Raw genomic sequence first — 23657 nt, forward strand, 5'->3', positions numbered from 1 at the left:
ATCATGCGCACCCTCGATGCGATGCTGTGGATCGCCTTCCCGTACGTGTCCCTCACCATGCTGATCGTCGGCACCGTCTGGCGCTGGCGCCACGACAAGTTCGGCTGGACCACCCGCTCCTCGGAGCTCTATGAGAGCCGGATGCTGCGGCTCGGCTCACCGCTGTTCCACTACGGCATCCTCGCCGTCGCCGCCGGCCACGTCATGGGCCTGGTCATCCCGAAGACCTGGACCGAGGCGATCGGCCTGCACGAAGGCGCCTATCACCTCGTCGCCACCCTGGGCGGCGGGCTGGCCGGGCTGGCGGCCGGGGTCGGCCTGGTCCTGCTGATCGTCCGGCGGCGGTTCGTCCACGGCGTCTTCCAGGCCACCACCCGCAACGACAAGTTCATGTACGTGCTGCTCGCGCTGCCGGTGGTGCTCGGCATCACCGCCACCCTGCTGCACCAGGTCTTCGGCAGCGGCCAGGGCTACGACTACCGGGAGACCATCTCGCCATGGCTGCGCTCGCTGTTCATCCTGCAACCGCGCGCCGACCTGATGTCGGACGTCCCGCTGGCCTTCCAGCTGCACGTCATCGCGGCGTTCCTGCTGTTCGCGGTATGGCCGTACACCCGTCTGGTGCACGCCTTCTCGGTGCCGCTCGGCTACCCCACCCGGCCGTACATCGTCTACCGCTCCCGGGCCGCCGACCCGGTGATCCGGCGTCCCGACCGCGGCTGGGAGCCGATCGTCGGGCCGGTCTCGCTGGATCGGTCCCGCGGTGGCCAGGTCCGCCCGGAGCCGGAGCAGCACAGCTGACCGGTCGGGTCTGCTGACCGCTCGGGCCGGCTGATCGGTGGGGTGGTGGGACGGGGAGGCCCGGCCCGCCACCCCACCGATTACCCTGGGGGGTATGCAACGCCATCTCTACCTGATGCGCCACGGCGAGGCCGCGGCGCACTCCACCGCGTCCGACCGTGACCGTCCACTCAGCGACTTCGGCCGTCGGCAGGCCGCCGACGCCGGCGCCCTGCTCGCCGACCGGGGCATCGAGGTGGTGATGAGCTCCACGGCCGAGCGGTGCCGCGAGACGGTCGCGGGGCTGCGGTTGCCGGGCGCGCCGCGACAGGAGTTCCAGGAAGCGCTCTATCTCGCCGACGTCGAGACGCTGCTGCAGCGGATCGGGGAGATCGAGGACGAGGTGACCGCCCTGCTCGTGGTGGGCCACTCCCCCGGCCTGCCGGCGCTGGCCTCGGAACTGGCGTACGACGCCGGACACGGAGACGCCGATGCGCAGCGCTGTGCCTTCCCGGTCTCCTCGATCACCGAGATCGAGGTGCCGTGTACCTGGGCCGAGCTCGCCGAGGGCGAACGGACCGGTGTCCGCCTCGTCGGCACCGTGGGCTCGGACGCGGCCCCGGCGGTCTGCTGAGCCGATCGGCACGTCGGCAGGACCCCGACAGGTCGGCCGGCACTCCGGGCCTGGCGTACGTCCGGGTCTGTCGCTGCTCGGGCGGCGTGCCCTGCCGGGCCGGCAGGGCACGGCGTCGTGGTCAGCGCCGGGGCGGCACCGGCTTGTCCGGCAGCGGCTCCTCGGGCACGTCGTGCGAGGAGTGCGACTGGACATGCACGTACACGTCGCTGCGGCGCAGCTGCGCGGCGATGGCGCCCTTGACCTGCTCGGCCAGGGCCCGGGCGTGCCCGACGGTCCAGTCGTCGGGCACACACATGAAGGAGTGCACGACGGCCAGCTGGCCCTGCTGGACGGTCTGGCTGGCCAGGAAATGCACCGGCTCGCGGGCGGCGAAGTCGGCCTCGACGGCCCGGATCCGGGCCACGTCCTCGGCGTCCAGGGAGGAACTCAGCAGCAGCGTCCCGGAGCGGCGCAGCAGGCCCCAGCCGGTGAACAGGATGTTGCCGCCGACCAGCAGCGCGACGATCGGGTCGAGCGGCTGCCAGTGGGTGAGCGCGACCAGGCCGATGCCGACCAGCACACCGACCGAGGTCCACACGTCGGTCATCAGGTGCTTGCCGTCCGCCTCCAGGGCGATCGACCGGTGCCGGCGCCCGGCCCTGCGCAGCACCAGCGAGACGGCCAGGTTGATCAGCGAGGCGCCGGTGGCCAGCAGCAGGCCGAGCCCCAGTCCCTCGACCGGCCGGGGGTGGACCAGCCGCTCCACCGCGGTGTAGATGATCAGCGTCGCGGCGACCAGGATCATCGATCCCTCGGCCAGGGAGGAGAAGTACTCCGCCTTGCCGTGGCCGAACGGGTGTCCCTCGTCGGCCGGCTTGGCCGCCAGCCCCAGGGCCCACACGCCGATCAGGGCCGCCGCGAGGTTGACCATCGACTCCATCGCGTCGGACAGCAGACCGACGGATCCGGTCAACAGGGCCGCGCCCCCCTTGATGGCCATCGTGGCGAGGGCGGCACCGACCGAGAGCCACATGAAGCGGCGGAGGTAACGCGTGTCCGTGGCCGGCGCGGCGGCCTGTTGGGTGCTCATGTGGTTCGAGGGTAACCGTCCAGGCACCGTCCCGATAGCGAGGACAGGCTGGCAGAAGGGAGGCAAGGCTATCGCAACAGCGCCGCCGGCGCAGCCTCCGGGTCAGCACGAACAGCGCCGTCGGCGCAGGCGGAACGCGGACGCGGGAGCCGGCGCCGATGCTACAGCGACGTCGGCTCCGGGCCGGCACCTCAGCCACCGCGGCCCGGGCCGACCGGCACCCCGTACGGAGCACGCCGACCGGCCCGGGCCGTCAGCGAGGACCTGCCGGGCGGTCAGTGCCCGAATGCGTACGGGTCGACGATGTCGGCCTGCGGGTCCTCCAGAGCGTTGATCGCCGCCATCTGCTCGTCCGACAGACTGAAGTCGAAGACGGAGAGGTTCTCCACCTGGCGGCCCGGATCGGCGGACTTCGGCACGGCGACGAAGCCCTGCTGCACCTGCCAGCGCAGCACCACCTGGGACGGCGTACGCCCCACTGCGCGCGCCGCCTCGACCACGGCCGGCGAGGCCATCAGGTCGTCGCGATGGTCGCGGCCCAGCGGGCTCCAGGCCTCGGTGACGATGCCGTGCTCGCGGTGGATCGCCACCAGGTCGCGCCGTGGGCGGGTCGGGTCCAGCTCGATCTGGTTCACCTCGGGCACGTACCCGTGACCGAACAGGTCGGTGAGGAACGGCTCGGTGAAGTTGGAGGTGCCGATGGCTCTGGCCAGGCCGGCCTGTTGAACGGCGAGCAGACCCTCGTACGCCTCGACGTGCTTGCCCTGGTCGGGGTTGGGCCAGTGGATCAGCAGCAGGTCGACGTAGTCGAGACCCATCCGCTCCAGCGCCGCCTCGAGCGACGCGCGGACCAGCTCACGGCCGTGCCACTTCTTGTTGAACTTGGTGGTGACGAAGACCTCCTCGCGCGGGACGGCGGCCCGGCGGACACCGGCCCCGACGGCATCCTCGTTCTCGTAGTTCTCCGCGGTGTCGACGAGGCGGTAGCCGGCCTCGATCGCGATCGCCACCGCCTCGGTGCACGCGGGTCCGGTCATCGGCCAGGTGCCCAGCCCGAGCAACGGTATCGCTCCGCCGCTGCGCAGCGGAGTGGTCGGGGCGAGTGGTACGGACGTCATGGGTTCTCCTCGAGCAGGGTCGACAGCGCCGGTGTCGGCGCCTCCAGCCTACGCATGATCCCGGGCGCCGATAGTGTGAGGAGGGAGCGACGGAAGGACAACCTGTGCGCACCCCCACCTCGACCTACCGACTGCAGATCACCCGGGAGTACACCCTGCGCGATGCCACCGCGATGGTGGGCTACCTGCGTGACCTGGGGGTGGGCGCGCTCTACCTCTCCCCTGTGCTCGCCTCGACGTCCGGCTCCGAGCACGGCTACGACTGCGTCGACCCGACCCGGATCGACGACGAGCGGGGCGGCGAACAGGCCTGGGCCGAACTCGTCGAGGCGGCCCACTCGGCCGGCATCGGGATCGTCGTCGACATCGTCCCCAATCACCTGGGGATCGCCGAGCCCGCCCAGAACCCGAGCTGGTGGAGCGTGCTCAAGGAGGGCCGGGACTCCCCGTACGCCGCCTGGTACGACGTCGACTGGAGTCGTTACCCGATCCTGCTGCCGGTGCTCGGCGAGGACCGCGACGAGAACCTCACCCTGGTCGAGACCCCGGACGGGGTGGAGCTGGACTACTTCGGCCACCGCTACCCGGTCGCCGAGGGCACCTGGCAACCGGGTGACTCGGCCGCGGCCGTCCACGGCCGGCAGCACTACCGGTTGATCTCCTGGCGCCGCGGCGACTCCGAGGTCACCTACCGGCGGTTCTTCACCGTCACCACCCTGGCCGGGCTGCGTCAGGAGGACCCGGCGGTGTTCGCCGCCACCCACGCCCGGATCGCCCGGTGGATCGCCGACGGACAGGTCGACGGCCTGCGGGTGGACCACCCCGACGGGCTGTGCGACCCGGGCGGCTACTTCGTCCGGCTGCGCGAGCTGGCGCCGGACGCCTGGATCGTCGGGGAGAAGATCCTCGAGCGCGGCGAGCACCTGCCGACCTGGCCGATCCAGGGCACCAGCGGCTACGACGCGATGTTCGACGCCGGAGCCGTCTTCCTCGACCCGGGCGCCGAGAAGCAGTTCACCCGGATCTACACCTCGATCACCGGTGACCAGGTCGGCATCGCCGACCACGTCCTGGAGGGCAAGCTCACCGCGGCGTACGACCTGCTGGAGGCGGAGCGGCACCGGATCTCCCGGCTCGCCCCCGAGCTCGAGGCCGAATCGCTCGAGGCGGCGCTGGCCGAGATCGCCGCCCGTTTCGAGGTCTATCGGTCCTACCTGCCGCAGGGCGACGGCTATCTCGTCGCCGCCGAGCGGGCCGCCGCCGAGGCGCGCCCCGACCTCGCCGAGGTGATCGGGGCGATCAGCGGCCGGCTGCACGACCCGACCGACGAGATCGCCGCCCGGTTCCAACAGCTCAGCGGCGCCGTGACGGCGAAGGGTGTCGAGGACACTGCGTACTACCGCTACTCCCGGTTCATCGCCCTGAACGAGGTCGGCGGCGACCCGGGCACCTTCGGGATCGGGGTGGCGGAGTTCCACCGCCGGATGGCGCAGCGGCAGGCATCCTGGCCGGAGTCGATGACGTCGCTGTCGACCCACGACACCAAGCGCAGCGAGGACATCCGGGCCCGGCTCAACGTACTGTCCGAGATCGGCGACGTCTGGGGCCCGTTCGCCCAAGGGGTGGTGGAGCGGATGGACATCGCCAATCGCCCGCTGGCCTACCTGCTGGCCCAGACCTTCATCGGCGCCGCACCGATCTCCCGGGAGCGGATGCACGCGTACGCCACCAAGGCGATGCGCGAGGCGTCCGACCAGACCAGCTGGACCGACCCGAACGAGGAGTTCGAGCAGGAGGTGCACGCGGCGATCGACCGGGCGTACGACGACCCGGACACCGTCGAGCTGATGCGGACCCTGCTCGGGTTGGTCGCCCGCCCCGGCTGGTCGAACTCGCTGGGCCAGAAGCTGGTCCAGCTCACCATGCCCGGGGTGCCCGACGTCTACCAGGGCACCGAGTTGTGGGACGAGTCGCTGGTCGACCCGGACAACCGTCGGCCGGTGGACTTCGCCGCCTGCGCCGAGCTGCTCCGCCGCACCGACGCGCCGCTGCTGGACGCCACCGGCGCGGCCAAGCTGTGGGTCACCTCCCGGGCGCTGCGGCTGCGACGCGACCGCCCGGAACTGTTCACCGGTTACACCCCGGTGCATGCCGAGGGGCCGGCCGCCGAGCATCTCCTCGCCTTCGACCGCGGCGGCGCGATCACCCTGGCCACCCGCCTGCCGTACGGTCTCACCCACCGCGGCGGCTGGCGCGACACCGTGGTGCATCTCGATGGCACCTATCGCGGCCAGCTGCAGGGACTGGAGTGGTCGGGTACGGTCGCACTGTCGGACATCCTCGTCGACTACCCGGTGGGACTGCTCGTCCGGCAGTGAGCCGCCGGCCACACCGGGCCGAGGGGCGACGGGACGATCCCCGGCAACGGGACGGGCCGAGACAACGGGACGATCCCCGGCAACGCGACGAGCCGGTGATGCCTGACCTGGAACGACCCGGCGCGACGGGACGGAACGACCCGGCGCAACGACAACAACAGGATGAGAACAACAGGAAGGCCGCCATGACCCTGCGCGTGGACATCTGGTCCGACATCGCCTGCCCGTGGTGCTACATCGGCAAGCGCCGGTTCGAGGCGGCACTGGCCGGCTTCGCCCACCGGGACGACGTCCGGGTGACCTGGCGGTCCTACCAGCTGGATCCCGATCTGCCCGATCGCTACAACGGCACCGAGGCGGAATACCTCGCCGAGGTCAAGCAGATGCCGGCCCAGCAGGTCCGGCAGATGCTCGAGATGGTGTCGGAGCAGGCGGCCACCGTCGGCCTGACGTACGACTTCGAGCACCTCGTCCCGGCCAATTCGCTGCGCGGCCACCAGCTGCTGCATCTGGCCCGGCGCACCGCCGGGACCGACGTCGCCGCAGTGAAGGACGACCTGCTCGCAGCCCACTTCCTCCGCGGCGAGTCGATCAGTGACCCGGACGTGCTGGTGGCGGTCGGCGGCCGCCACGGCCTGTCCGAGGACGCCGTCCGGGCCGCCCTCGACGATGACGCGATCCGCGCCGAGGTGCTCGCCGATTTCCGCACCGCCCGCTCGATCGGCGTCACCGGGGTGCCCTTCTTCGTGCTCGAGGACAAGTACGCCATCTCCGGCGCCCAGCCCACCGAGCTGTTCTCCCAGGCTCTGCAGAAGGTGTGGGAGGAAGCCCATCCGGCGCCCCGCAACTTCATCAGCATCGACAACGGTGACGCGCCGTCCTGCGGCCCGGAGGGCTGCGCCTGATCGTTCCCTGTTGAGGCTCCTGCTACTCGTTTCCGGTTGCGCCTGGGTAACTCCCTGGTGCGCCCGGGCATCGCCTGCTGTGCCCGAGCACTCCCCGGTGCACCTGATCGGCCCCCCGCGCCCCGCCCCCCGCGCCCCGCGCGCCGTCCCCCGCCTCGTCGTCGGCCCTCAGTCTGCGATGAGCTCCCGGTCCGGGTGCGCCGACTGCCAGCCGTCGATCGCCCGGGTCCAGTCCTCGCCGTCGAACGTCACCACGGAGGCGGGGAACAGCGAGTCCTCCTCGCGCAGCATGTGCTCGTGCAGTTCGAGGACCTGGTCGGCGAAGGCCTTCCGGTGCACGGCATCGGTGATGTCGAGCCCGCGCAGGAACTCCGCCAGCGCCCGGTGTTCGGCGACCAGCGGGGCGATGTAGTCGGCGAAGTCATCCGGGTAGCGCTCGACCATCACGGCGAACAGACCACCCTCCTCACCCTGCCAGTGGCTCTCCAGCTCGGTGGCCAGCCGGGCGATCTCCTCGCGCGCCGTGTCGTACGCCCCCGCGTCCATCGCCCGCCGGGCGGCGTCGGCCAGGTCACGGGAGCTGTTGTGCTCCGCGTAGTAGTCGCGGATCAGCGTCATGTCCTGGCAGCCGCAGTAGTTGCACATGCGGCGATCCTCACACGCCCATTTTCCCCGGTCAAGGGTGCTCCATCAGGCCCAGGAAGACGGCCCCGTGGGCGACGGAGTCCCCGCTGACCTTCGTGTGTTCCCGCTGACCTTCGTGTGTTCCCGCGGATACCCACGTGTCTGCGGGAAGAGCACTAGGTCCGCGGGAACGCCTTGCCGACCACACGGACCCCGGCAGCATCCGCGGGAACCACCCAACATCCGCGAGAACGCCCTGTCCGTGCCTACCGCGCATCCAGCACCGGGCGGCCCCACCACCCGGCCCGCACCACCGACGTCCGGCACCACCCGGCCGACACCGAGCGGCCCCACCACCCAGCCAGCACCACCCGGCCGACACCGGGCGGCCCCACCACCCGGCCAGCACCACCGACGTCCGGCACCACCCGGCCAGCACCACCCCGTCCGGGTGAGCGTACCCGAACACGCCGGAGGCCCGCCCCCTGTCTGGGGACGGGCCTCCGGGTGCGATCAGCGGTGCCTGATCAGCGCGGCAGGTACGCCAGGATCACTTGATGATCTTGGTGACGTTGCCGGCGCCGACGGTGCGGCCACCCTCGCGGATGGCGAACTTCAGGCCCTCTTCCAGGGCGATCGGGTGGATCAGCTTCACCTTCATGTCGGTGTTGTCACCGGGCATGACCATGTCGACACCCTCCGGCAGCTCGATGGCGCCGGTGACGTCGGTGGTGCGGAAGTAGAACTGCGGGGAGTAGTGCGCGAAGAACGGCTTGTGACGGCCACCCTCGTCCTTGTTCAGGATGTAGACGCGGCCCTCGAACTCGGTGTGCGGGGTGACCGAGCCCGGCTTGCAGACGACCATGCCGCGCTGCACGTCTTCCTTCTTGGTGCCACGCAGCAGCAGGCCGACGTTCTCACCGGCCTGGCCCTCGTCGAGCAGCTTGCGGAACATCTCGACACCGGTGACCGTGGTGGTCTGGGTGGCGTCGTGGATGCCGACGATCTCGACGGTCTCGTTGACCTTGATCACACCGCGCTCGATCCGGCCGGTGACGACCGTGCCACGACCGGTGATGGTGAAGACGTCCTCGACAGGCATGAGGAACGGCTTCTCGGTCTCGCGGGCCGGGGTCGGGATGTACTCGTCGACCGCGTCCATCAGGTCCTCGACGGACTTGACCCACTTGGGGTCGCCCTGGAGGGCCTGGTAGGCGGAGATCTGGACGACCGGGCAGTCCTCGTCGAACTCCTGCGAAGCCAGCAGCTCGCGGACCTCCATCTCGACGAGCTCGATGAGCTCGGGGTCGTCGACCATGTCGCACTTGTTCAGCGCCACGACGATGGCCGGCACGCCCACCTGGCGGGCGAGCAGCACGTGCTCGCGGGTCTGCGGCATCGGGCCGTCGGTCGCGGCCACGACCAGAATGGCGCCGTCCATCTGAGCGGCACCCGTGATCATGTTCTTGACGTAGTCAGCGTGACCGGGGCAGTCAACGTGCGCGTAGTGGCGCTTCTCGGTCTGGTACTCGATGTGCGCGATCGAGATCGTGATACCGCGCTGGCGCTCCTCGGGAGCCTTGTCGATGGAGTCGAAGGGAGACTCCTCGTTGAGGTCCGGGTACTTGTCGTGGAGCACCTTCGAGATCGCCGCGGTCAGAGTGGTCTTGCCGTGGTCGATGTGCCCGATGGTGCCGATGTTGACGTGCGGCTTGGTCCGCTCGAACTTGGCCTTTGCCACTGGGGCTCCTTCTTGATGGTCGCCTCACTGGTTGCGAGGCAAGCGTTGATTACTACCGGTCTGACGCTTTCGCCGGGTCTCCCGAGGGTGACCCGACCAAGTTTTCTGCACCGGCGCCGCATAGTCAAACCGGGGTTATACTATCCGGTCCATCCTATGCGGCGCCGATCAGAAGTTCAGGCGATCACTCGCCGCCGCGGGCCTTCTGGATGACCTCGTCGGACACGTTCTTCGGGGTCTCGGCGTACGAGTCGAACTCCATGGAGTACGACGCCTGGCCCGAGGTCTTCGAGCGCAGGTCACCGACGTAACCGAACATCTCCGACAGCGGGACGAGGGCGTGCACGACCTTGTTGCCGTGCTGGTCCTCCATCGACTGGACCTGGCCACGACGGGCGTTCAGGTCACCGATGACGGTGCCCAGGAAGTCCTCCGGGGTGGTCACGTCGACGGACATGATCGGCTCGAGCAGGACCGGGTTGGCCTTCCTGGCGGCCTCCTTGAAGGCCATCGAACCGGCGATCTTGAACGCGAGCTCGGAGGAGTCGACGTCGTGGTAGGCGCCGTCGACCAGGGTCACCTTGACGTCCTCGACCGGGTAACCGGCCAGCACACCGAACTGCATGGCCTCCTGGATGCCCGCGTCGACCGAGGGGATGTACTCCCGGGGGATGCGGCCACCGGTGACGGCGTTGACGAACTCGTAGCCCGCGCCCGGCTCCTGCGGCTCGAGGTCGATGATGACGCGACCGTACTGGCCCGAACCACCCGACTGCTTCTTGTGGGTGTACTCGAACTTCTCGACCTTCTTGCGCAGCGACTCACGGTAGGCCACCTGCGGCTTGCCGATGTTCGCCTCGACGTGGAACTCGCGCTTCATCCGGTCGATCAGCACGTCGAGGTGCAGCTCGCCCATGCCGGCGATGATGGTCTGGCCGGTCTCCTCGTCGGTGTGCACCTGGAAGGTCGGGTCCTCCTCGGCGAGCCGCTGGATGGCGATGCCGAGCTTCTCCTGGTCCGCCTTCGACTTCGGCTCGATGGCCTGCTCGATGACCGGGGCCGGGAAGGTCATCGACTCCAGCACGACCGGGTTGGCCGGATCGCACAGGGTGTCACCGGTGCTGGTGTCCTTCAGGCCCATCACGGCGACGATCTGGCCGGCACCGATGGAGGCGATCTCCTGACGCTTGTTGGCGTGCATCTGGTAGATCTTGCCGATGCGCTCCTTCTTGCCCTTGACCGAGTTCAGCACGGTGGCACCGGTCACGAGGCGGCCGGAGTACACGCGGATGTAGGTCAGCCGGCCCAGGTGCGGGTCGGCAGCGATCTTGAAGGCGAGCATGGACAGCGGCTGGTCGTCGGCCGGGTGACGCTCGATCACGACGGACTCGTCGCCGGGCTTGAAGCCCTCGATGGCCGGGATGTCGAGCGGCGAGGGCAGGTAGTCGACCACCGCGTCGAGCAGCGGCTGGATGCCCTTGTTCTTGAACGCGGTGCCGCAGAACACGGCGGTGATCGAGCTGGACAGCACGGCCCGGCGGACCGCGGCCTTGAACTCCGCGGTGGTGAACTCCTCGCCGCCGAGGTATTTCTCCATGAACTCGTCGTCGTTCTCGGCGACGACCTCGAGCAGCTCGGCCCGGGCGGCCTCGGCGGCCTCCCGCAGGTCGGCCGGGATCTCCTCGACCTCGTAGTCCTCGCCGACCGAGGTCTCACCGCGCCACACCAGGGCACGCATCTCGACCAGGTCGATGACGCCGTAGAAGTCGGACTCGGCACCCAGCGGCAGCTGCATCACGGCGGCAGTCGCGTTCAGGCGGGTCCGGATGGTGTCGACCGCGTGGTCGAAGCTGGCACCCGTACGGTCCAGCTTGTTGACGAAACAGATGCGCGGGACACCGTACTTGTCGGCCTGGCGCCACACGGTCATCGACTGCGGCTCGACACCGGCGACACCGTCGAACACGGCCACCGCCCCGTCGAGGACGCGCAGCGAACGCTCCACCTCGACGGTGAAGTCGACGTGGCCGGGGGTGTCGATGATGTTGATCTGGATGTCGTGCCAGTGGCAGGTGGTGGCGGCGGAGGTGATGGTGATGCCGCGCTCCTGCTCCTGCTCCATCCAGTCCATCGTGGCGGTGCCCTCGTGGGTGTCGCCGATCTTGTAGTTGATACCGGTGTAGAACAGGATGCGTTCAGTGGTGGTGGTCTTACCGGCATCGATGTGCGCCATGATCCCGATGTTGCGGACCTTGGCGAGGTCGGTTTCAATCTCGACAGCCACGAAGGGTACCTCTCGTCATGTGTGCGGTCTTCCGGGTGGACCGCACATGGCGGCGTGACCGGTGGTCAGTGATGTGGTGGCCGACGCACGCCCCCATGGCGGCGCGGCCCGATGGGCGTGCGACACGCGACCCTGGACAGGGTACGGCGCCGGGCGCCGACGATCCAACCCGACCGGTACGCACCAGGTGCGAACCGTCGCAGCGGACCATCGGCGCCCGGCGCCGTGAAGCAGGGTGTGTCACCAACGGTAGTGAGCGAAAGCCTTGTTGGCCTCTGCCATCTTGTGGGTGTCCTCGCGGCGCTTCACCGAGGCGCCGAGGCCGTTGGAGGCGTCGAGGATCTCGTTCATCAGGCGCTCGGCCATGGTCTTCTCGCGGCGGTCGCGGGAGAACCCGACCAGCCAGCGGAGGGCCAGGGTGGTGGCCCGGGCGGGCTTGACCTCGACCGGCACCTGGTAGGTGGCGCCACCGACCCGGCGGGACTTGACCTCGAGGGCGGGCTTGACGTTGTCCAGCGCACGCTTGAGGGTCTGCACGGGGTCGACGCCGGTCTTGGTCCGGGTGCCCTCGAGAGCGGTGTAGACGATGTTCTGCGCGACGGACTTCTTGCCGTCGACGAGCACCTTGCTGACCAGCTGGCTCACCAGGGGCGAGCCGTAGACCGGGTCGGCGGGCATCGGGCGACGGGGTGCGGGACCCTTACGAGGCATTACTTCTCCTTCTTCGCACCGTAGCGGCTGCGGGCCTGCTTACGGTTCTTGACGCCCTGGGTGTCCAGCGAGCCGCGGATGATCTTGTAGCGAACGCCCGGCAGGTCCTTCACACGACCGCCGCGCACGAGCACCATCGAGTGCTCCTGCAGGTTGTGGCCCACACCCGGGATGTACGCGGTCACCTCGACGCCGCTGGAGAGGCGCACACGGGCAACCTTCCGCAGGGCCGAGTTCGGCTTCTTCGGGGTGGTGGTGTAGACGCGGGTGCAGACGCCACGGCGCTGCGGAGAACCCTTGAGGGCAGGCGTCTTGCTCTTCGTCGCCTTGTCGGTCCGGCCCTTGCGGACCAGCTGCTGGATAGTTGGCACCGGCTGGTATCTCTTTCCGTTGGTCGGGCGCACCCGGCTGTCGGGTATGCCCTGATGTCGTACGACTCCTGTGCGGGGTCTGATGACTCCTGGCTGCGATCCCCTACCGACGAGGACGTACGCACGGGAGAACCCTCGCGCGACGTCGCCTCGTGGCGGCGGAACGACCGCATGTTCGCGGCTCTGCCGGCGGAACGGAAGCCTTCGGTGGCCGACCCCGCGCACTGCTCATGCACTGCGCAGTCCGGGACCTCACCCAGGTTGTTCACCACGATCGGCCCATGACGGCCGATGGCCGATGACCGATCACCCCGCGAGCGGGCGCTGCGACTGGCCCGGACATGCCGGACACAGGTAGCAAGGCTACCGACTTACGAGCCGTTGGTCAAAACACCCGTACTGAGCGGCCCCTCGCTGTCCACCGGAAGCGCTGTGGGGGCGTCCACCAGGACACCCCCACGGCGCTTCAGCGTCGGTGACCGACTCCGATCAGCGGTAGCCGCCCAGGTCGAAGTCGTCCAGCGGCGGGACCGAGGTGCCGGCGCCGGACATCAGGTCGTAGTCGTACGCCTCGTAGCTGGCCATCGTGTAGGCCGCCGCCTTCGCCTCCGGGGTCGGCTCGACCCGGATGTTGCGGTAGCGCTCCAGGCCGGTGCCGGCCGGGATCAGCTTGCCGAGGATCACGTTCTCCTTCAGGCCCACCAGGGAATCCGACTTGCCGTGGATGGCGGCGTCGGTGAGCACCTTGGTGGTCTCCTGGAAGGAGGCCGCGGACAGCCACGAGTCAGTGGCCAACGAGGCCTTCGTGATGCCCATCAGGACCGGACGCCCCTGGGCGGGCTGGCCACCCTCGGCGACGACCTTGCGGTTCTGCGCGACGTACGACGGACGATCGACCAGCTCACCGGGGAGCATGTCGGTGTCGCCCGACTCCAGCACCGTCACCCGGCGCAGCATCTGGCGGATGATGATCTCCAGGTGCTTGTCGTGGATCGGGGCGCCCTGCGTGCCGTACACCTTCTGGACCTCGTCCACCAGGTGCTGCTGCACCGCGGCGACACCGAGCACCTCGAGCACGTCCTGCGGGTCGAGCTGACCGTTGGTCAGCTGCTGGCCGACCGCGACGTGATCGCCGTCCTCCACCAGCAGCCGGGCACGACGGCCCAGCAGCACCTCGAACTCCTCGGCGCCGTCGTCGGGCACGATGTACATCTTGCGCCCGCGGTCGGTGGCCTCCAGCCGGATCCGGCCGGCGGCACCCGCGATCGGGGCCTTGGCCTTCGGGGAGCGGGCCTCGAAGAGCTCGACGACACGCGGCAGACCCTGGGTGATGTCGTCGCCGGCCACACCACCGGTGTGGAACGTACGCATCGTCAGCTGGGTGCCGGGCTCACCGATCGACTGGGCCGCGACGATGCCGACGGCCTCGCCGACATCGACCAGCTTGCCGGTCGCGAGCGAACGGCCGTAGCACATCGCGCAGGTGCCGGAGGTGGACTCACAGGTGAGCACCGAGCGCACCTTGACCTGGGTGATCCCGTTGTCGATGAGCATCGCGATGTTCACGTCGCCGAGGTCGACACCGGCCTGCAGCAGGACCTCACCGTCGGCGTCGGTGATGTCGGTGGCCAGGCACCGGGCGTACACCGCCGTCTCGATGGTCGGATCGGGGACGAGCACACCGTTCTTCTCGATCGCGATCCGCTTGGGCAGACCGGACTCGGTGCCGCAGTCCTCCTCGCGGATGATCACGTCCTGGGAGACGTCGACCAGACGACGGGTGAGGTAGCCCGAGTCGGCCGTCCGCAGGGCGGTGTCGGCCTGGCCCTTCCGGCCACCGTGGGTGGAGATGAAGTACTCCAGCACGGTCAGGCCCTCACGGAAGTTGGACTTGATCGGCGAGGGGATGATGTCGCCCTTCGGGTTGGCCACCAGGCCTCGCATGGCGGCGATCTGACGCATCTGCGTCATGTTCCCTCGGGCACCGGAGTGCACCATCATGTAGATCGGGTTGGTGTGCGAGAAGTTCTCCTCCATCGCCTCGGTCAGCTCGGCGGTCGCCTGCTGCCACAGCTCGATCAGGTTGGAGCGACGCTCCTCGGCAGTGGACTTGCCGCGCTCGTACTGCTTGTCGATCGCGGTGGCCTTGGCCTCGTAGCGGGCGATCAGCTCCGGCTTGCTGTCCGGGGTCTGGATGTCCGAGACCGACACCGTGGCGCCCGACCGCGGGGCCCAGCCGAAGCCGAGGTCCTTCAGGTTGTCGAGGGCGGCGGCGACGTCGACCTTCGGGTAGCGCTCGGCGAGGTCGTTGACGATCCGGCCCAGCGGCTTCTTCGACACCTCGTAGTTGACGTACGGGAAGTCGGCCGGCAGCGCCTCGTTGAAGATGGTCCGCCCGAGGGTGGTCGCCAGCATGATGGTGCCGTCCTCGCGCAGCACCTGGCCCTCCGGCGGGACGATGTCGCGCATCCGGATGGTCACCTTGGTGCCGAGCTTGATCTCCCCGAGGTCGAAGGCCATCCGGGCCTCGGCCGGGTCGCGGAAGACACGTCCCTCACCGATCAGGCCGTCGCGCTCCTGGGTGAGGAAGTACATGCCGATGATCATGTCCTGGGTCGGCAGGGTGACGGGGCGACCGTCGGCCGGCTTCAGGATGTTGTTCGTCGACAGCATCAGGATCCGGGCCTCGGCCTGGGCCTCCGCGCTGAGCGGGAGGTGGACGGCCATCTGGTCACCGTCGAAGTCGGCGTTGAAGGCCGTGCAGACGAGCGGGTGGAGCTGGATCGCCTTGCCCTCGATCAGCTGCGGCTCGAACGCCTGGATACCGAGGCGGTGCAGGGTCGGTGCGCGGTTGAGCAGCACCGGGTGTTCGGTGATGACCTCTTCGAGGACGTCCCACACCCGCGGGTCCTTGCGCTCGACCATCCGCTTGGCGGCCTTGACGTTCTGCGCATGGTTGAGGTCGGTCAGCCGCTTCATCACGAACGGCTTGAACAGCTCCAGGGCCATCGTCTTCGGCAGGCCGCACTGGTGCAGCTTGAGCTGCGGGCCGACCACGATGACCGAACGGCCGGAGTAGTCGACGCGCTTGCCCAGCAGGTTCTGGCGGAACCGGCCCTGCTTGCCCTTGAGCATGTCGGAGATCGACTTCAGCGGACGGTTGCCCGGCCCAGTGACAGGACGGCCGCGGCGGCCGTTGTCGAACAGCGAGTCGACGGCCTCCTGCAGCATCCGCTTCTCGTTGTTGACGATGATCTCGGGGGCGCCAAGGTCGAGCAGCCGCTTGAGCCGGTTGTTGCGGTTGATCACGCGACGGTAGAGGTCGTTCAGGTCCGAGGTGGCGAACCGGCCGCCGTCGAGCTGCACCATCGGGCGCAGATCCGGCGGGATGACCGGGACGGCGTCGAGGACCATGCCCTCCGGCGAGTTGCCGGTCTGGATGAACGCGGACACCACCTTGAGGCGCTTGAGCGCGCGGGTCTTCCGCTGGCCCTTGCCGTTACGGATGATGGTGCGCAGGTTCTCGGACTCGGCCGTGAGGTCGAAGTCACGCAGCCGCTGCTGGATGGCGGCGGCGCCCATGGAGCCGGCGAAGTACTTGCCGAACCGGGCCTTCATCTCCCGGTAGAGGACCTCATCGCCTTCCAGATCCTGGACCTTCAGGCCCTTGAACCGGTCCCAGACGGCGTCCAGCCGGTCGATCTCGCGCTGGCCGCGATCGCGCAGCAGCTTGATCTCCTTCTCGGCCTGGGCCCGGACCTTGCGGTTCATGTCGGCCGAGGCGCCCTCGGACTCGAGCTTCTCAAGGTCCTCCTCGAGCTTGCGCATCTTCTGCTCGATGGCGGCGTCGCGCTGCTTCTGGCGGTTCGCCTTCTCCTGGTTGATCTTCGCCTCGAGGGACGGGAGGTCGCGGTGGCGCGCCTCCTCGTCGACCCTGGTGATCATGTACGCGGCGAAGTAGATGACCTTCTCCAGGTCCTTCGGCGCGATGTCGAGGAGGTAGCCGAGCCGGCTCGGCACACCCTTGAAGTACCAGATGTGCGTCACCGGGGCGGCGAGCTCGATGTGGCCCATCCGCTCACGACGGACGTTGGAGCGGGTGACCTCGACGCCACAGCGCTCACACACGATGCCCTTGAACCGGACACGCTTGTACTTGCCGCAGTAGCACTCCCAGTCCCGGGTGGGGCCGAAGATCTTCTCGCAGAACAGGCCGTCCCGCTCCGGCTTCAGGGTGCGGTAGTTGATGGTCTCCGGCTTCTTCACCTCGCCGTGTGACCAGCCGCGGATGTCCTCGGCCGTGGCCAGGCCGATCCGCAGTTCGTCGAAGGAATTCGCGTCGCGCACGATGTATCTCTTCCTCCCGCCCCGTCAGGCGGGCTGATAGTCCTGAAAGAGTTGCTGGTGGGTGAGGGAAGTCAGCCCTGGGCCAGGACGTCCGGGCCGGGGCGACGACGCAGGTCGACCCCCAGACCGTCCGGCACGCGGTAGTTCTCGTCCTCCGCGTCGCGCAGGTCCTGCACGACGCCGTCCGAGGAGAGCACCTCCACGTTCAGGCACAGGGACTTCATTTCCTTGATCAGGACCTTGAAGGACTCGGGGATGCCCGGCTCGGGGATGTTCTCGCCCTTGACGATGGCCTCGTAGACCTTCACACGACCCGACACGTCGTCGGACTTGATGGTGAGCAGCTCCTGCAGCGCCCAGGCGGCGCCGTACGCCTCGAGGGCCCACACCTCCATCTCACCGAAGCGCTGACCGCCGAACTGCGCCTTGCCGCCCAGCGGCTGCTGGGTGATCATCGAGTACGGGCCGGTGGAGCGGGCGTGGATCTTGTCGTCGACCAGGTGGTGCAGCTTCAGCATGTACATGTAGCCGACGCCGATCGGCTCCGGGAACGGGTCGCCGGAGCGGCCGTCGAACAGTCGCGCCTTGCCGGTGCCCTGCATGACCTTCAGCCCGTCGCGGTTCGGCAGGCCGTACTTCAGCAGACCGGCGAGCTCCTCGTCGGTGGCGCCGTCGAAGACCGGGGTGGCCAGGCACTGGCCACCCTCGACCAGGCCGAGACCGACCGAACGCAGCCGCTCGGCCCAGGGCTCGTCGACCTCGGTGACGTCCCAGCCGGACTTGGCGATCCAGCCGAGGTGCAGCTCCATCACCTGGCCGACGTTCATCCGGGAGGGGACGCCGAGCGGGTTCAGGATGATGTCGACCGGGGTGCCGTCCTCGAGGAACGGCATGTCCTCCTGCGGCAGGATCTTCGAGATGACGCCCTTGTTGCCGTGACGGCCGGCGAGCTTGTCACCGATGGAGATCGTGCGCTTCTGGGCCACGTAGACGCGGACCATCTGGTTCACGCCGGGGGCCAGGTCGTCGCCGTTGTCGCGGTCGAACACCTTGATGCCGATGATCGTGCCGGACTCGCCGTGCGGCACCTTCATCGAGGTGTCGCGGACCTCGCGGGCCTTCTCCCCGAAGATGGCGCGCAGCAGGCGCTCCTCGGAGGTCATCTCGGTCTCGCCCTTCGGGGTGACCTTGCCGACCAGAATGTCGCCGGTGGTCACCTCGGCGCCGATCCGGATGATGCCGCGCTCGTCGAGGTTGGCCAGCATCTCGTCGGACACGTTGGGGATGTCCCGGGTGATCTCCTCGGCACCGAGCTTGGTGTCGCGGGCGTCGACCTCGTGCTCCTCGATGTGGATCGAGGTGAGCACGTCGTCCTGCACCAGGCGCTGGGACAGGATGATGGCGTCCTCGTAGTTCAGGCCGTTCCACGGCATGAACGCGACGAGCAGGTTGCGCCCCAGCGAGAGCTCACCGTTGTCGGTGCAGGGGCCGTCGGCCAGCGGGGTGCCGACCTCGACGCGCTCCCCCACCCGGACCAGCGGGCGCTGGTTGACACAGGTGCCGGCGTTGGACCGGACGAACTTCTCCAGCTTGTACGCCGACAGGGTGCCGTCGTCGTTGGACACCTCGACCACGTCGCCGGTGACGGACGTGACACCACCGGGCTTCTTGGCCAGGGTGACGTCGCCGGCGTCGACGGCCGCGCGGTACTCCATGCCGGTGCCGACGAACGGGGCCTCGGACTTGACCAGCGGCACCGCCTGACGCTGCATGTTGGACCCCATCAGGGCCCGGGACGCGTCGTCGTGCTCGAGGAACGGGATCAGGGCGGTGGCCACCGACACCATCTGGCGCGGGGAGACGTCCATGTAGTCGATCTGCGAGCTCGGCAGCGTGTCGACGTCACCGTGGCGCTTGCGGACCAGGATGCGGTCCTCGACGAACGTCCCGTCCTCGCGCAGCGGCGCGTTGGCCTGGGCGATGACGTAGCGATCCTCGACATCGGCGGTGAGGTAGTCGATGCTGTCGGTCACCCTGCCGTCGACGACGCGACGGTACGGGGTCTCGATGAAGCCGAACGCGTTCACCCGGGCGAAGGACGCCAGCGAACCGATCAGGCCGATGTTCGGGCCTTCAGGGGTCTCGATCGGGCACATCCGGCCGTAGTGCGACGGGTGGACGTCACGGACCTCCATGCCGGCCCGGTCACGGGACAGGCCGCCGGGGCCCAGGGCGGACAGGCGCCGCTTGTGCGTCAGGCCGGCCAGCGGATTGTTCTGGTCCATGAACTGCGACAGCTGGGAGGTGCCGAAGAACTCCTTCAGCGCCGCCACCACCGGACGGATGTTGATCAGCGTCTGCGGGGTGATCGCCTCGATGTCCTGGGTGGTCATCCGGTCACGGACGGTGCGCTCGAGCCGGCCGAGGCCGATCCGGAGCTGGTTCTGGATCAGCTCGCCGACCGTACGCAGACGACGGTTGCCGAAGTGGTCGATGTCGTCGACCTCGACCAGGACGTCCTCGACCTCACCGTTGGCGTCGACGCCGGGCAGGCTGGTCCGGCCGTCGTGCAGGGCCACCACGTAGCGGATGGACGAGACGATGTCGTCGATGGTCAGCACCTGCTGGTCGAACGGCAGGCCGACACCCAGCTTCTTGTTGATCTTGTACCGGCCGACCTTGGCCAGGTCGTAACGCTTCGGGTTGAAGTAGTAGTTCTCCAGGAGGTTCTTCGCCGCCTCGACGGTCGGCGGCTCACCGGGGCGCAGCTTGCGGTAGATGTCCAGCAGAGCGTCGTCCTGGCCGGTGGTGTGGTCCTTCTCCAGCGTGTGGCGGATCGACTCGTACTGGCCGAACTCCTCCAGGATCTGCTCGTTGGTCCAGCCGAGGGCCTTGAGCAGCACCGTCACCGACTGCTTGCGCTTGCGGTCGAGGCGTACGCCCACCTGGTCGCGCTTGTCGACCTCGAACTCCAGCCACGCGCCGCGCGAGGGGATGATCTTGCAGGTGTAGATGTCCTTGTCGGACGTCTTGTCCGGGGTCTTCTCGAAGTACACGCCCGGGGAACGGACCAGCTGCGACACGACGACGCGCTCGGACCCGTTGATGATGAAGGTGCCCTTCTCCGTGACCAGCGGGAAGTCACCCATGAACACCGTCTGGGACTTGATCTCACCGGTGTCGTTGTTCATGAACTCCGCGGTGACGAACAGCGGCGCGGAGTAGGTGGCGTCCTTCTCCTTGCACTCGTCGACCGAGTTCTTCGGGTCCTCGAAACGGTGGTCGCGGAACGACAGCGACATCGTCTCGGAGAAGTCCTCGATCGGCGAGATCTCCTCGAAGATCTCCTCCAGCCCGGACTTGGTGTTGATATCGGTGCGGCCCTGCTCCTGGGCCTCCTCAACCGACGCCTTCCAGGCGTCGTTACCGACCAGCCAATCGAACGACCTGATCTGAAGATCGAGCAGATGGGGCACCTGCAAGGGTTCGTAGATCTTCGCGAACGAGATGCGTCCCGTCGAGGAGATGACGTCGGTGTTCTTCGAGGCAATGCGCGCGGCGGCCAACAGTTTGGTCCTTCCAGAACTGGCAGGCGATGTGGTGCCAGTGCCACGCAACCAGGGAAGGGCCACCCACGACGATCCTCGACGAACGAGGAGGAACGCATGGAGAGGCATCAATGGCGGCAGGCGACAACAGGCAAACGCCGACATTACACGACCATGACGCGAAACGCAAACCCGAAAGCATAGCCCATGTCCGGTGCGCTGCCGTCAGCCTACCGCCCTGCGTGTCGGCCTGCCAGCCGTCTCGGGTGAACAGTGGGCAGCACTCCGTGCGTCACCGCCACACATCCGCTCGCCGGGCTCATCGTACGCCACCCGGACCACCACATCGCACCACCACAGGGGATCACCACGGAGCGTACGACCGGCCCCAGGGCCGACCGACCGCACACACCGGGGACGCCCGGCGACTGCCGGAGGGCAGCACTTCCGGGCACGGCATGCCAGAGGCGTCGGTCAGGCGTTGGGGGCCAGCGCGGTGCCGGCACCCCGACGCCGGATCGCGGGCGCGCCCTGGTCCCGGGTCGGGGCGAGGTGGGCCGGGTCGTCCTCCGCCCCCACCGGGACGAACCCGGCGTCGGCGATCATCTGCAGGTCGGCGGCCCCGGCCCGCCCCTCGGAGGTGAGATAGTCGCCGAGGAAGATCGAGTTGGCGACCTCCAGGCCCAAGGGCTGCAGCGAGCGCAGGTTGTCCTCGCGGCCGCCGGCGATCCGGACCTCCTTGTCCGGGTTCACGAATCGCACCATGGCCAGGATCCGCAGGCATTGCAGCGGGGTGAGCGCGTGCACACCCTCGAGCGGGGTGCCGTCGAAGGGCATCAGGAAGTTGACCGGCACCGAGTCGGAGTCCATCCCGCGGAGTGCGAAGGCCACCTCGACGAGTTCCTCGGGGGTCTCCCCCATCCCGGCGATCAGCCCCGAGCAGGCCGAAAGGCCGGCCTGCTTGGCCTTCGCGACCGTGTCGGCCCGATCCGCGTACGTGTGGGTGGAGCAGATGTCGTCGTAGTGCGATTCGGCGGTGTTCAGGTTGTGGTTGTACGCGTCGGTCCCGGCCGCGGCGAGCTTCTCGGCCTGGCCGTCCTTGAGCAGCCCGAGGCAGGCGCAGACCTCGATCTCGGGGTCGGCCTCCTTGAGCCCGTCGATGATGTCGCTGACCCGGTCGAGGTCCCGGTTCGACGGGCCGCGACCGGACGAGACCAGGCAGACCCGCCGGGCGCCGGCGTCCATCCCGGCCCTCGCGACCCGGACCGCCTCGTCGCGGGAGAGCCACGAGTAGGTCAGTACGTCGGCCTCCGACCCCAGCCGCTGGGAGCAGTAGCCGCAGTCCTCGGCACACAGCCCCGACTTGAGGTTGACCAGGTAGTTGAGCTTGACCGAGTTGCCGAACCAGTGCCTGCGCAGGCGTCCGGCCGCTGCGACCAGGCCGAGCACCTCGTCGTCACGGGTGTGCAGGACGGCCAACGCCTCGCCCGGGGTCACCGCCCGACCGGCCAGGACAGCATCGGCCAAGGCCTGCGGATCGACCTGCGGATCGACGGGGGCGGCGGTCTCCGCGGCGGACCGGTCGGTGAGCGTGTCCTGCAGGGCCATGGTTCTCCTCGTGGCTTCGGTGTCTCGTCGGCGAGTGCCCGTACGTACGGGCATCGGCGTCGTGCACGCCGATTGCCAGAACGGGCGTTGTCCGCACAGCGGCCGCTTGAACAGGCGGTGCTGAACGGGATGGCGAACAGCAGCCGTTCGCACAGCACTCTGCGTACACACGGTGAACAGCAGGTTGCTTGCACACCGACCACTTGAACGACGTTCACTATACGGTGTTCAAGAGGTTTCCTGAATGGTGTTCAGGTGGGTGTGTCGGATGGTGTTCAGGAGCTGGGGAGCGGATGATGTCGCCCGGGCCGGACAGCCTCGTCGGGTCCGGACAGCCTCGCCGAGGCCGGGCAGCCGATGGGCAGGCCTCGGCGCAGCCCGCTCGCCTCGCCCGGGACGGATGGTGTCGCCCAACGATGTCACCCGGGCCGGATAGTCTCGTGGGGCACCACCCACGACAGGAGGATCCATGGCACTGAGCCGAGCCGATGTGCTGGCCAAGGCCCTCGAGATCCTCGATACGTACGGGCTGGCCGACCTGACCATGCGCCGATTGGCGACCGCACTCAAGGTGCAGCCCGGCGCGCTCTACTGGCACTACGCGAACAAGCAGGAGCTGCTCGCCGCCGTCACTGACCGCATCCTCGCCGAGGTCTGCGCCCCCGGTCCCGACGACGACTGGCGTCAGGCACTGCCACAGTGGGCCCGTTCGCTCCGGTCGGCGCTGCTCGCCCACCGGGACGGTGCCGAGTTGACCTCGTCGGCCCTGGCACTGAGCCTGGGAACGCTGCGGCCGCAGGAACCGCTCGTACGGCTGCTGGTCTCGGCCGGGCTGCCGACCACCGACGCCGAGGCCATCGGCGAGACGGCACTGCACCTCACCCTCGGCCTGACCCTCAACGAGCAGTCGCGCGCCCAGGCCGTGGCCCTCGGTGTCATCGTCGGACAGCCCACCGACGACCGCGACGCCCTGGAGTTGGGCATCGACCTGCTGTCCCGCGGCGTGTCGGCGCGCTTCGGCATCTGAGGGCGCTGGCCGCGGCTTCGGCAGCTGACGGCACTGGTCTCGCCAGGTGACTCTCGCTCCGGCGCTGATCATCACGAGCCACGCAGGCCGACGTTCCTCACGTCGGACGACATACGTCGCGCCGGCCGACGGAGCTCCGGCAGCGAGTGTGCGTAGCGTCGGCCGATCCCACCCTCAGGCCGACCCGCCCCAGGCCAACCTCCCAGGCCCCCCAGGCTGGCCCGCCCCAGGCCAACCTCCCAGGCCCCCAAGCCGACCCGACCCAGGCCCCCAGGCCCCCAGCCATCACCCGACCCGACGTCTCACCACCTCGTCGTACTGAGCCCGTAGCCTTCCCCGGCGCTGGGCTGCCCGGATCCTGGCTGCCAGCGCCGCGGGGTCGTTGAGGTCCTCCCATCCCCACCGGACGACCTCCCAACCCAACGCGCGGAGAGCCTCCTCCCGACGCTTCTCCGCGTAGATCACCTTCCAGCCGTCCCGCCCGCCGGTCGGGGGGGCGGCCGCACCGG

The 23657-nt window shown here is 68.8% G+C and carries 15 protein-coding genes and 1 pseudogene; 5 read left to right on the top strand and 11 right to left on the bottom strand.

The features are described 5' to 3' along the window. The first annotated feature begins 3 nt into the window (after positions 1-3). Together narI and VB059_RS05170 are read left to right on the top strand one after the other, a co-directional pair. Entirely contained in the window at positions 4-801 is a 798-nt protein-coding gene (narI, locus tag VB059_RS05165) for a respiratory nitrate reductase subunit gamma (RefSeq protein ID WP_323420955.1), read from the top strand. Between the two features lie 94 nt (positions 802-895). After that, on the top strand, positions 896-1414 hold the full coding sequence (locus tag VB059_RS05170) for a SixA phosphatase family protein (protein WP_323420956.1): 519 nt from the start codon (positions 896-898) through the stop codon (positions 1412-1414). Positions 1415-1535: 121 nt separating this feature from the next. Here the strand turns inward: VB059_RS05170 and VB059_RS05175 are convergent, their stop codons facing one another. Further along, positions 1536-2486, bottom strand: a complete 951-nt coding sequence (locus VB059_RS05175; RefSeq protein ID WP_323420957.1) for a cation diffusion facilitator family transporter — start codon at positions 2484-2486, stop codon at positions 1536-1538. Positions 2487-2761: 275 nt separating this feature from the next. Beyond that, positions 2762-3604 (bottom strand): aldo/keto reductase, encoded by an 843-nt coding sequence (locus VB059_RS05180; protein ID WP_323420958.1) that lies wholly within the window; start codon positions 3602-3604, stop codon positions 2762-2764. A 104-nt stretch (positions 3605-3708) separates the two neighbouring features. Between VB059_RS05180 and treY the strand changes: the two genes are divergently transcribed. Continuing rightward, the gene (gene treY / locus VB059_RS05185; protein WP_323420959.1) at positions 3709-5982 is read left to right on the top strand and encodes a malto-oligosyltrehalose synthase; all 2274 of its coding nucleotides are present in this window, start codon (positions 3709-3711) and stop codon (positions 5980-5982) included. Positions 5983-6167: 185 nt separating this feature from the next. Beyond that, complete coding sequence (locus tag VB059_RS05190; RefSeq protein WP_323420960.1) at positions 6168-6887, top strand: DsbA family oxidoreductase; 720 nt, start codon at positions 6168-6170, stop codon at positions 6885-6887. A 168-nt stretch (positions 6888-7055) separates the two neighbouring features. Here the strand turns inward: VB059_RS05190 and VB059_RS05195 are convergent, their stop codons facing one another. The 8 genes from VB059_RS05195 to bioB all read right to left on the bottom strand — a co-directional run bounded on the left by VB059_RS05195 (position 7056) and on the right by bioB (position 22121). Continuing rightward, positions 7056-7532: a hemerythrin domain-containing protein gene (locus tag VB059_RS05195; RefSeq protein WP_323420961.1), complete on the bottom strand. Its 477-nt coding sequence runs from the start codon at positions 7530-7532 to the stop codon at positions 7056-7058. Between the two features lie 529 nt (positions 7533-8061). After that, on the bottom strand, positions 8062-9252 hold the full coding sequence (tuf, locus tag VB059_RS05200; RefSeq protein ID WP_323420962.1) for an elongation factor Tu: 1191 nt from the start codon (positions 9250-9252) through the stop codon (positions 8062-8064). A gap of 184 nt (positions 9253-9436) precedes the next feature. Continuing rightward, positions 9437-11536 (bottom strand): elongation factor G, encoded by a 2100-nt coding sequence (gene fusA / locus VB059_RS05205; RefSeq protein ID WP_323420963.1) that lies wholly within the window; start codon positions 11534-11536, stop codon positions 9437-9439. Between the two features lie 240 nt (positions 11537-11776). After that, positions 11777-12247, bottom strand: coding sequence for a 30S ribosomal protein S7 (gene rpsG / locus VB059_RS05210; RefSeq protein WP_323420964.1), 471 nt, complete (start codon positions 12245-12247; stop codon positions 11777-11779). Next, positions 12247-12618 carry a 30S ribosomal protein S12 gene (gene rpsL / locus VB059_RS05215; RefSeq protein WP_317691119.1) on the bottom strand — a complete coding sequence of 124 codons (372 nt, stop codon included), beginning with the start codon at positions 12616-12618 and terminating at the stop codon, positions 12247-12249. Before rpsL ends, rpsG begins: the two co-directional genes overlap by 1 nt. A 489-nt stretch (positions 12619-13107) precedes the next feature. Beyond that, positions 13108-16965, bottom strand: coding sequence for a DNA-directed RNA polymerase subunit beta' (locus tag VB059_RS05220; RefSeq protein WP_323420965.1), 3858 nt, complete (start codon positions 16963-16965; stop codon positions 13108-13110). 71 nt (positions 16966-17036) lie between these two features. After that, on the bottom strand, positions 17037-20531 hold the full coding sequence (rpoB, locus tag VB059_RS05225; RefSeq protein WP_323420966.1) for a DNA-directed RNA polymerase subunit beta: 3495 nt from the start codon (positions 20529-20531) through the stop codon (positions 17037-17039). 456 nt (positions 20532-20987) lie between these two features. Then, entirely contained in the window at positions 20988-22121 is a 1134-nt protein-coding gene (bioB, locus tag VB059_RS05230; RefSeq protein ID WP_323420967.1) for a biotin synthase BioB, read from the bottom strand. A gap of 469 nt (positions 22122-22590) precedes the next feature. On the opposite strand from bioB, the gene VB059_RS05235 reads away from it, so the two are divergent. After that, the gene (locus tag VB059_RS05235; RefSeq protein ID WP_323420968.1) at positions 22591-23148 is read left to right on the top strand and encodes a TetR/AcrR family transcriptional regulator C-terminal domain-containing protein; all 558 of its coding nucleotides are present in this window, start codon (positions 22591-22593) and stop codon (positions 23146-23148) included. 285 nt (positions 23149-23433) lie between these two features. On the opposite strand, the pseudogene VB059_RS05240 reads toward VB059_RS05235, so the two are convergent. Beyond that, a pseudogene (locus tag VB059_RS05240) lies at positions 23434-23657 on the bottom strand (hypothetical protein); the annotation flags it as partial.

It is taken from the genome of Raineyella sp. (genome assembly GCF_034933565.1).
Taxonomy (GTDB): Bacteria; Actinomycetota; Actinomycetes; order Propionibacteriales; family Propionibacteriaceae; genus Raineyella.

Excerpts from the sequence above, each read along its gene's own strand:
- narI (WP_323420955.1), top strand. The coding sequence starts at position 4 with ATGCGCACCCTCGATGCGATGCTGTGGATCGCCTTCCCGTACGTGTCC.
- VB059_RS05170 (WP_323420956.1), top strand. The coding sequence starts at position 896 with ATGCAACGCCATCTCTACCTGATGCGCCACGGCGAGGCCGCGGCGCAC.
- VB059_RS05175 (WP_323420957.1), bottom strand. The coding sequence starts at position 2,486 with ATGAGCACCCAACAGGCCGCCGCGCCGGCCACGGACACGCGTTACCTC.
- VB059_RS05180 (WP_323420958.1), bottom strand. The coding sequence starts at position 3,604 with ATGACGTCCGTACCACTCGCCCCGACCACTCCGCTGCGCAGCGGCGGA.
- VB059_RS05190 (WP_323420960.1), top strand. The coding sequence starts at position 6,168 with ATGACCCTGCGCGTGGACATCTGGTCCGACATCGCCTGCCCGTGGTGC.
- VB059_RS05195 (WP_323420961.1), bottom strand. The coding sequence starts at position 7,532 with ATGTGCAACTACTGCGGCTGCCAGGACATGACGCTGATCCGCGACTAC.
- rpsG (WP_323420964.1), bottom strand. The coding sequence starts at position 12,247 with ATGCCTCGTAAGGGTCCCGCACCCCGTCGCCCGATGCCCGCCGACCCG.
- bioB (WP_323420967.1), bottom strand. The coding sequence starts at position 22,121 with ATGGCCCTGCAGGACACGCTCACCGACCGGTCCGCCGCGGAGACCGCC.
- VB059_RS05235 (WP_323420968.1), top strand. The coding sequence starts at position 22,591 with ATGGCACTGAGCCGAGCCGATGTGCTGGCCAAGGCCCTCGAGATCCTC.